The sequence below is a fragment of the Maribacter sp. 1_MG-2023 genome, assembly GCF_030547005.1.
GTDB lineage: Bacteria > Bacteroidota > Bacteroidia > Flavobacteriales > Flavobacteriaceae > Maribacter.
The window spans coordinates 16,651-27,221 of the sequence record NZ_JAUOPN010000025.1 but is presented as its reverse complement, the minus strand read 5'-3'; the positions used below and the strand labels follow the sequence as shown (position 1 = coordinate 27,221).

4 protein-coding genes are annotated in these 10,571 nt (G+C 36.6%); 2 read left to right on the top strand and 2 right to left on the bottom strand.

Annotated elements, in window-relative coordinates; all coding sequences use genetic code 11:
* A partial coding sequence (locus Q4500_RS18185; RefSeq protein WP_303600995.1) for a T9SS type A sorting domain-containing protein occupies positions 1-4,553 on the top strand: 4,553 nt, incomplete at its 5' end.
* 251 nt (positions 4,554-4,804) lie between these two features.
* Here the strand turns inward: Q4500_RS18185 and Q4500_RS18180 are convergent.
* Positions 4,805-7,306, bottom strand: coding sequence for a fasciclin domain-containing protein (locus tag Q4500_RS18180; RefSeq protein ID WP_303600994.1), 2,502 nt, complete (start codon positions 7,304-7,306; stop codon positions 4,805-4,807).
* Between the two features lie 243 nt (positions 7,307-7,549).
* Positions 7,550-8,980: a fasciclin domain-containing protein gene (locus tag Q4500_RS18175; RefSeq protein WP_303600993.1), complete on the bottom strand. Its 1,431-nt coding sequence runs from the start codon at positions 8,978-8,980 to the stop codon at positions 7,550-7,552.
* A 341-nt stretch (positions 8,981-9,321) separates the two neighbouring features.
* On the opposite strand from Q4500_RS18175, the gene mnmA reads away from it, so the two are divergent.
* Complete coding sequence (mnmA, locus tag Q4500_RS18170) at positions 9,322-10,512, top strand: tRNA 2-thiouridine(34) synthase MnmA (RefSeq protein ID WP_303600992.1); 1,191 nt, start codon at positions 9,322-9,324, stop codon at positions 10,510-10,512.
* The last annotated feature ends 59 nt before the right edge of the window (positions 10,513-10,571 follow it).

Below are 10,571 nucleotides of genomic sequence, written 5' to 3'. Positions count from 1 at the left end.
CTGATGGCGAGTGTGCGGATACCGCTACCTTGACCATTGAGGTCGGGGATAAAGTAGTTCCGACCTTTGACCCTATAGCTGCGATATGTGAGGGTGAAACATTGGCGTCACTTCCAACGATTTCCACCAATGGAATAGAGGGAACATGGTTACCTACACTTGATAATATACTGACAACTGAATATACCTTTACACCAGCTGATGGCGAGTGTGCGGATACCGCTACCTTGACCATTGAGGTCGGGGATAAAGTAGTTCCGACCTTTGACCCTATAACTGCGATATGTGAGGGCGAAACATTAGCCGCACTTCCAACGATTTCCACTAATGGGATAGAGGGAACATGGTCACCTGCACTAGACAATACACAGACAACTGAATATACCTTTACATCAGCTGATGGCGAGTGTGCGGATACCGCTACGTTGACCATTGAGGTGGGGGACAAAGTAGTTCCTGCTTTTGATGCGGTAGCAGCGATATGTGAGGGTGAAATATTGGCTGAACTTCCAATGACTTCCATTAATGGGATAGAGGGAACATGGTCACCTGTACTAGACAATACACAGACAACTGAATATACCTTTACTCCGGCGGACGGTGAATGTGCGGATACCGCTATAATTACAATAATTGTTAACCCATTGCCTATAGCGGAGATTTTGGGTATACTTGAAATATGTTCGGGAAGTTCTACGGTACTTACTGCTAGCGGGGGTGAGACATATGTATGGAACACCGAGGATACTACAACGGCGATTACGGTCGATGCCGCAGGTGATTATACCGTAACCGTTATGGATTCCAGCGGTTGTACGGGTGTAGCTACTGTCACAGTTATTGTTAATGATAATACTAATCCAGAAATAGTAGGGGATAATACCTATTGTTATGGAGATGATGGTGTAATATTGGATGCAGGAGCTAATTATGAAAGCTATTTATGGTATCCAAATGGAGAAACTACACAAACTATAATAGCGGATGGGGGATCGTACCAAGTTACTGTTACAAATATGTATGGTTGTGAGAGCGTCTCTGATGTATTTACTGTAAATACACTGGCAATGCTGAGCTGTGATATAGTTCAAGATGAATTAGCTAGTAATTATTTAAATGCAGATGGCGTTGCAAGTGTAATAGGTATTGGCGGTTCAGGGGTATATACTTATTTGTGGGATAATGGTGAGACTACATCAACAGCGTCGGCTTTAAATTACGGATTGCATTCTGTGACAATATCGGATGATGAATGTGGCGAGACTACATGTGAAATATTTATTAGTAAAAATTTAATTTGTAACGTTACAATGGTGGCTGGTACAAGTTGTATAGATGGCGCAGATGGTGTAGCAACCGTTCAGGCACTAGGAGGTTACCCTCCGTATACGTATTCTTGGAATGGTTCGTCATTTACTGACGATGCTACAAATTCAAATTTATCATCAGGAAGTAATAGTGTTGTAGTTAAAGATGCAACGGGGGCAATATCTGAATGCGCAGTACAAATAAGTAGTGAAAATGCCGAGATTGGATGTAGTATAACACAAGATAATCTTGCAAGTAATTACTTGGCTTCTGATGGAGCTGCAACTGTAAATGCTACAGGTGGTAGTGGTAGTTTTTCGTATCTATGGGACAATGGAGAAACTTCTGCAACTGCTATTGGTTTAACTTATGGATTGCATTCGGTACTAATCACAGACCAAAATGGATGTGGATCAAGTACATGCAATATTTTTATAGCAAAGAATTTAATTTGTAGTACAAATGTTGTATCACAAGTATCGAACTTAGGAGAAGATGATGGTGTTGCCTCGGTTCAAGCTTACGGGGGATATCCACCATATTTGTATTCTTGGGATGGAGGAAATTACGTAGCTGAAAATACTGTTAATAACCTATCGGCAGGTAGTCATACGGTAACCGTTAAAGATTCGAAGGGAGCAATTACACAATGCTCTGTAACATTGAATAGTGATCAAAGTCAATTGGATTGTAGTATCGTACAAGACGAATTGGCTAGTAATTATATGAGTCCGGATGGCATCGCAACAGTCAATGTTACAGGTGGCGCTGGAGACTATTCTTACTTGTGGGATAATGGTGAAATAACAAAAATGGCTACCATGCTTACCTATGGGGTACATAGCGTGACTGTAACGGATATTTCTGGAAATACAACTACTTGTGAGTTATTCATAAGTAAAAATTTAATTTGTAGCTTAGAGATGATTTCCGGTGTTACTTGTTCTGATGGAGCTGATGGTGTGGCAAAAGTGCAGGCTTATGGTGGTTTTGCACCATATTCCTATTCTTGGGATGGTTTATCTTATTCAAATAATGATACGGGTTCAAACTTATCTGCAGGAAATCATACGGTTACCGTTAAAGATTCTAAAGGTTCGAGTACACAATGTTCAGTAATTATTTCCAGTGATAATGCTGAAATAGGGTGTAGTATTTTCCAAAATAGACTGACTACTAATTATTTAACAGCTGATGGTGAGGCTACCGTTAGTGCTACTGGTGGTAGTGGAAATTATTCTTATTTGTGGGATAACGGCGAGACTTCTGCAAATGCTATTGGTTTAACTTATGGGGTTCACTCCGTAATCATTACCGATTTAAGCGGATGTGGATCTAGCACATGTGAGATTTTTATATCTAAAAATCTTATTTGTAGTGTGCAACAATTAGATATTGTAAATAATCAAAATTCTCAGATTGGTTCAGCTAAAGTGGAAGCCTTAGGAGGATTAGGTGAATATTATTATGCATGGGATAATGGTGAAACTACAGCGATTGCAACAAACTTGACCAATGGTTTGCATACTGTTACCGTTAGTGATTCTAATGGCAATTCTACTACATGTTCTATTCAAATCAATCTTTATGAAGAATTAACATGTTCCGTAGTGGTGAACAATAATATATCTACTTATCAAGGACAGGATGGCAAAATTACGGTAATGCCACAAGGTGGCTGTGGACCTTATACCTTTCAATGGAGTAATGGCGAACAATTCGCTTCTATAGGTAATCTTTCAACGGGTTATTACAGTGTTGTAATTAAAGATTCAAAAGGAACTGAGACAGAGTGTACTATAGAATTAACAACATCAAATTATTCAGAAGAAGTTTGCGACGGTATGGACAATGATGGAGATGGTGACATTGACGAAGGTTTTGATGCAGATCAAGATGGTATTGCAGATTGTGAAGATGATTGTACGGGAGATAGCTCTATGGATTCAGATGGCGATGGCATTCCAGACGCTTGCGATGTAGAGCAGTGCGACGGCAATGACAACGATGGCGATGGTTACATTGATGAAGGTTTTGATACAGATCAAGATGGAGTCGCAGATTGCGAGGATGATTGTGATGGGGACAATTCTATGGATTCAGATGGGGATGGTATCCCAGATGCTTGTGATGTAGAGGAATGCGATGGTATTGATAATAATGGAGATGGAGGCATTGACGAAGGTTTTGATGCTGATCAAGATGGAGTCTCGGATTGCGAAGATACTTGTATGGGAGACAATTCTATGGATTCAGATGGCGATGGCATTCCAGACGCTTGCGATGTAGAGCAGTGCGACGGCATTGACAACGATGGCGATGGTTACGTTGATGAAGGTTTTGATACAGATCAAGATGGAGTCGCAGATTGCGAGGATGAATGTGATGGAGACAATTCAATGGATTCAGATGGCGATGGTATTCCAGATGCTTGCGACGTAGAGGAGTGCGATGGCATTGACAACAATGGTGATGGATTAATTGATGAGAATCTAAATTGTGAATCAGATAGTATTGAAGGTTGTGAAACTGCTTATGGATATTTAGATAATACAAATTCTACCTGTTTTATTGATGACGATTTAGGAGCCAATAGATGGGGATGGTCTAATTATATAAACCAGGAAGGATCTTATATTATGGACTTATACGCAGGAGCAGGTAGATGTGATATATCAGCTGGGACTAAAGTGGGTGAGGTATCTGTTTTATTTGAAAACGGATTTGTAACTATTGATATTGAATTACTAGATAATTATCAAATGAATGCCACTCACATTTGGATAGGGGGTGATAAATATCCTTTAGGTAATAACGGAAGACCTACAGTTGCAAATGGTCAATTACCATATGGAGATGACACATTAAGTAATGTTACAAATTATTCGTTAGCTCCTGTAAATGTTTCATCATTTACAAATGGAATGTTTGTTATAGTGCATGCCGATGTCTGTTCTAACGATGATTCAGATTCGGGCAAGTTTAAATCATCAGAATTGACAGCTTATCCAAATTCATTTAAAGAAGAGTTGAATTTAGAGCTTAATACTAATTATGACTCTAGGTTATCTATTGAAATTTTTGACTTAAATGGAAAATTGATTAAGCAAGAGCGAAATCATGATGTTGTAGCTGGGGTCAATTATTATAATGTATTAGTAGGTAATTTAGAACCAGGTATGTTCATAGTCATCCTTAAAACGAATAAAGAAAAATTCGTTAAAAAGGTTATTTCTAAAAAGTAGAACTATTTGAAACATTAAATAATTAAAAAGCCCTTTCAAAATTGAAAGGGCTTTTGCCATTGGTTAAGGCTTGGTTTGGTAAGGTTTGGGATGTCAAAGATGAAAATAAATGAAGGTTAAATAAAAAGTTAGTTGTCAAGGGTGCGTTATTGTATGCTAAAGAGGTATATGGTGTTGTTAGAATTTGTGAGGTATAAAAAAAACCTTCCTAGATATAGGAAGGTTTTTAAATTCATCTGATTGATTGAATCTTAATGCAATGCGTCAATTATCTCTTGTGGAAGTAAAACTTTATCTATAATGTGCACTATTCCATTAGAGGTCATTACATCTGCCGTGGTTACATTTGCATCGACATGAGACTTGTCTCTTATTTGTACACCATGACCTAAAATAGCAAACAAAGATTCGCCTTGTACTGTGCTAATTTCTTGGTGGTCAGTTAAATCTGTAGAAGCTACAGCTGAACCAGAAACAACATGGTATGTTAGTAATTTTGCTAATAAGGCTTTTTCCTCATCTGTATCAAAATCTGCAAGACTATTATAGTTGTCGCCTAAATCATTTAACAAAGCTACAAATGCAGCATTAGTAGGAGCGAAAACTGTAAATTGACCTTCGCTGCTAAGTGTAGCGACCAAGCTAGCATCCGCTTGAATAAGAGCTTCAACCAATAAACTTAAATCATCAACACTTTGAGCAGTCTCTACTATGTTCGGTATAGCGGGTGTCAGTGCATTTAAAGCAGCTTGAGGTAGTAATACTTTGTTGATTACATGAACAACACCATTACTTGCAGCTATATCTGCTAAAACAACAGATGCATTGACATCTGTGGCATCACCTACGTGAACGGTTCCATCCTTAATAGTTACACGTATACTTTCACCTTGAAATGTGTCTATTAGTTGGCCATCACCTAAGTCAGTTGAAAAAGCTGACGTACCAGCTACCACGTGGTAGGTTAGAATAGTAACAAGTAATTCCTTTTCTTCGTCAGTATCAAAATCGGCAAGACTATTAAAATCATCACCTAATGTGTTTAATAATTCAACAAAGGCGGCATTGGTAGGTGCGAACACCGTAAATGGACCATCGCTGTTCAAAGTTTCCACCAAACCTGCATTAGCTTGAATTAATGCATCTACCAATACACTTAAATCATCTGTAGCAATTGCAGTATCTACAATTGTTTTTAAGCTCATTGCAGCTAATATATCTAAAACTTCTTGTGGTAAAAGAACTTTATCAATTACATGTACCACACCGTTGCTTGCGGCAACATCTGCTAACGCAACGTTGGCGTTTGTACCGGTAGCATCCATTATTTGTACTCCGCCATCTGTTAAATCAACAGTTACATTTTCACCTTGTACAGTTTCAATAGCTTGACCATTAGTTAAGTCTGTAGAAAAAGCAGCTGCTCCAGCAACTACATGATACGTTAATACTTTAGTTAAAAGCGCCTTTTCTTCATCGGTATCAAAATCTGTAAGACTGTTAAAACCATCACCTAATGCAGCTAATAATGCGGCAAAAGCAGCATTTGTAGGTGCAAAAACCGTAAACGGACCATCACTATTTAAAGTAGCGACCAAACCAGCATCAGCTTGAATTAAGGCATCAACCAATAAGCTTAAGTCGTCGGTAGCAACAGCAGTATCAACAATAGTTTTTAATTGTAAACCTAAAACAAAGTCAATTGCCGCTTGTGGTAATAATACTTTGTCAATAGTATGTGCAACCCCGTTAGAAGCCATAATATCAACACCTGTAATATTGGCATTTACGTCTGATGCATCACCAATTACAAAAGAATCGCCAGATGCTATTACTTCTATATTATTTCCTTCAAATGCAGTTGGAATATTACCTGCTGCTAAATCTGCTGATGTAACTTTTGCAGTAATAACATGGAATAAAAGAATATTTCTCAATAGTGCAATTTCTGCTTCTGTATCAAAGTCTTCTAAACTATTATAATCATCACCTAAAATATCTAATAGTGCTACAAATGCATCATCTGTAGGTGCAAACACAGTAAACGGACCTTCAGAGCTAAGTGTAGTTGCTAAATCTGCTTTTATAACCGCAGCTTCTAAAAGCGAAAGTGGTTCAGTTGCTATAACGATATCTACTAAAGTTCCATTTTCGTTGGTCATTTCGCCTTCATTTAAAGCGTCGATAATTGCCTGTGGCAATAATACTTTGTTGATTACATGTACAACACCATTACTTGCCTCTACATCGGCAATTAGTACTTCAGCATTTATTTCTGTAGCATCGTTTATAAAAACGCCACCGTCTAGATTAATCACTAAATTTTCTCCTTGAACTGTTTCAACGATCATTCCATTAGTTAGATCTGTAGATTTTGCGGCAACACCAGCAACAACATGGTAGGTTAAAATTGTAGTTAAAATTGCTCTTTCTTCATCAGTATCAAAATCAGCCAAAGAATCAAAGCCGTCTAATTGTGCCAGTAATTCGGTAAAGGCATCGTTAGTTGGTGCAAAAACTGTAAATGGACCATCTGAACTTAAGGTGCCTATTAAATCAGTGTCTTCAGAATTATCAGCAGTACTTAAAGCAGCAACTAATGACGATAAAGCATCTTGATTTTGTGCGGTTTCAACAATAGTCATCGTTTCAGACATTGCGGTTTCTTCAGAATCATTTTTATCACAAGACCAAATGAACAATGAGACCGTGAGAATAAGAAAGATATTTTTTAATTGTAGAATTTTTTTCATAATAATGTTTTTAGATTGTTTAATTAAAAGTTTTAAGTGTGAGACATATGCAAGGTTTATTTGTTAAATTGATAATGTATATACTTGATAAATAGCATATTAATAAAAATAGTTAATAATTATTTTGTTTAATCAATATTTATAAAAGTTTAACGAAAAAATAAAATATAGAAAGGTGTTTCTTACGTAAATAAAAAAAAGCCGCAGATTGCGGCTTTTTAAAATTGTTATATTAAAAAATAATTAATTCAAATTTGGAATCATTACTTTATTTAAAACATGAATAACACCATTATTAGCCTGAACATCAACAGCGATAATTCCTATATCAGTTGCACCAGAACCATCGGTAACATCAGCGATATTATCTTCTGTGCCAGGTAAGCTAACAGTAATGTTTTGACCTTGTAAAGTGGCTGCAGTTGTGTCGCCCGGATTTGTTAGGTCTGATGAGGTCACATTAGCTTCTCCAACAACGTGATGTAGTAATACTTGAGTTAGAACAACTTCACCAGGAATTTCTTCTAAGGCATCGAATGCGTCATTTGTTGGTGCAAATACAGTAAAGTCAGGGTTGAAGCCATCTAAGTTATCTCCTTCTGTTCTAGAAAGTACACTCACAAAATCTGTTGATGGGGTTAAGGTGGTCAATGCTTCTACTAAAGTAGAAAAACTAGGGTTGGCAGCTGCAAAAGTGACAACAGTAGGCAAATCGATTACAGTGTCGACTGCATGAATGATTCCATTACTGCCAACGATATCAGCTGTTGTAACTTCAGAAATACCGTTGAAAATCACACCGTCGCTAGTATTGAAGTAGATACTCATTGAGTTCATTCCTGCTCCTGTAGCGTTTGTATTATCGTAACCTGATTCGGCAGCTGTTAAGTCTGTAGATAAAATTGTTTTACTTAAAACATGATTTAAAAGAACCTGCGTTAAAACCTCTGTATTTATTCCGCCTAAGTCACTACCATCTAAAAATGTAGTAAATGCATCATTGTTTGGTGCTAATACAGTGTAAGGTCCTTCAGATGAAAGTAAGCCTACTAAATCAATATCAGAAGCACCTAAAGCAGCTACTAAGCTACTAAAATTTTCATTTGCCGCAGCATGTGAAGCTACAGTTGGTACTGGTATTACTGCGTCAACAATATGAATCGTTCCATTTGAGGCATCGATGTCAGCAGTTGCAACTGCAGAAACATTGTTGAATCTAACACCATTAGCGGTATTGAAATATATGCTAATATTATTTTCATCGATACCACTGGCATTCGTGCTAGTATATCCTGATCCTAAACCAGTTAAATCAGAAGCTGAAAGATCAGCTGAGATTACATGGTTTAATAATATTTGAGAAAGCACATCGGTAGGAACATCATCTACTGAATTAAAACCGTTGGCTGTTAAAAAAGTAGTAAATGCTGCATTTGTAGGGGCTAAAACAGTAAATGGACCATCACCACTTAAAACGTCAACTAAATTACCATCGGCTGCTTGAAGCGCGGTAACCAAGGCAGATAATTCTGGTGTTGCAAGTGCAATTTCTACAATATTTTGTTCAGTAGGAAGTATTGGTGAAGCGTCATTGTCATCATCGCTACAAGAAGCAACAAAAACCAGCAGTATTGTTATAGCTGTAGATTTTAAAATTTTACTTAGATTTTTCATTTTATATTTTTTTTGTTGAATTATTATAAAACTAAGATAAACAAAATAATAATACATAAAAAATGAAGATATGGTAGGTATTACTCATTTTTATTAGGTTTTTTTTATAAAACAGCTGATAATTATAGATAATGAAAGGGTTAATCTAAAATTTTGTTTATATTTTGTTTAATATTTTTTTGTAAAAGTTTAACATTTATTGAGTAATTAATGATTCATTTTTAACTTTTTGAAAGCTTTTGAGTAATGAATTTTGTTTTTTTTTGAAGAAACAAGTGGCTTGTAATAAAAAGTATTTCTGAATTGAAATTTTGTAATTTTGTACCGACCAAGAAGAAGAGATGAAAAAAGTAGTAATAGGACTTTCTGGAGGAGTAGATTCAAGCGTTGCAGCATACCTTTTAAAAGAACAAGGTTATGATGTTATAGGCTTGTTTATGAAGAATTGGCATGATGATTCGGTAACGATATCAGAAGAGTGTCCGTGGTTAGAAGATAGCAACGATGCATTAATTGTAGCTGAGAAACTGGGTATTCCGTTTCAAACAGTTGATTTAAGTGCGGAGTATAAAGAGCGTATAGTAGATTATATGTTTAGGGAATATGAAATGGGACGTACTCCAAATCCTGATGTGCTTTGTAATAGGGAAATCAAGTTTGATGTCTTTATGAAAATTGCCATGCAGTTGGGTGCCGACTATGTAGCCACAGGTCATTATTGTAGAAAAGGAACTTTAAAGAATAGTGATGGTTCTGAGACATATCAATTATTGGTCGGAAAAGATAGTAATAAAGACCAATCTTATTTCTTATGCCAGTTATCACAAGAGCAATTATCAAAAACTTTATTCCCGATAGGGGAGTTGACCAAGCCTGAAGTGAGGGAAATTGCTAAAAAAATGGATTTGATTACGGCAGATAAAAAGGACTCACAAGGTTTATGTTTTATTGGTAAGGTTAGATTACCAGAGTTTTTACAACAACAACTAAAACCTAAAACGGGTAAAATTGTTGAGGTTCCTGCAGCTTTTGAGGGCTACGAAAGAGCTATACCTTCGTTTTCAGATAAAAACGCTGAGTTAGAATTTTATGCAGAAAAACCGGTCTATCATTTAACAGATGGTAAAATTGTTGGTGAACACCAAGGTGCGCATTACTTTACAAAAGGGCAGCGCAAGGGACTGCATGTAGGTGGTACAAAAGAACCGTTATTTGTTATAGATACAGATGTTAACGAAAATATTATTTATACGGGTCAAGGTAAAGCACACCCTGGTTTGTATAGAAGAACGTTATTTGTAAAAGACGAAGAAATACATTGGGTACGTACAGATTTGGCTTTGAAGATTGATGATAAATTAGCAGTAAAAGCACGTATTAGATACCGTCAAGAACTGCAAGAAGCTACTATTTATAAAGTAGAAGGTGGTATGTATGTTGATTTCAAAGAAATGCAATCGGCTATTACCGAAGGTCAATTTGTAGCATGGTATATTGAAGATGACCTTATAGGGTCGGGAGTTATTTCTTAACTAGAGCATTACATTTTAAAGCCCATATTAGTATCTTTAAAATGTAATTTTTTACTCGA

Excerpts from the sequence above, each read along its gene's own strand:
- Q4500_RS18175 (WP_303600993.1), bottom strand. The coding sequence starts at position 8,980 with ATGAAAAATCTAAGTAAAATTTTAAAATCTACAGCTATAACAATACTG.
- Q4500_RS18180 (WP_303600994.1), bottom strand. The coding sequence starts at position 7,306 with ATGAAAAAAATTCTACAATTAAAAAATATCTTTCTTATTCTCACGGTC.
- mnmA (WP_303600992.1), top strand. The coding sequence starts at position 9,322 with ATGAAAAAAGTAGTAATAGGACTTTCTGGAGGAGTAGATTCAAGCGTT.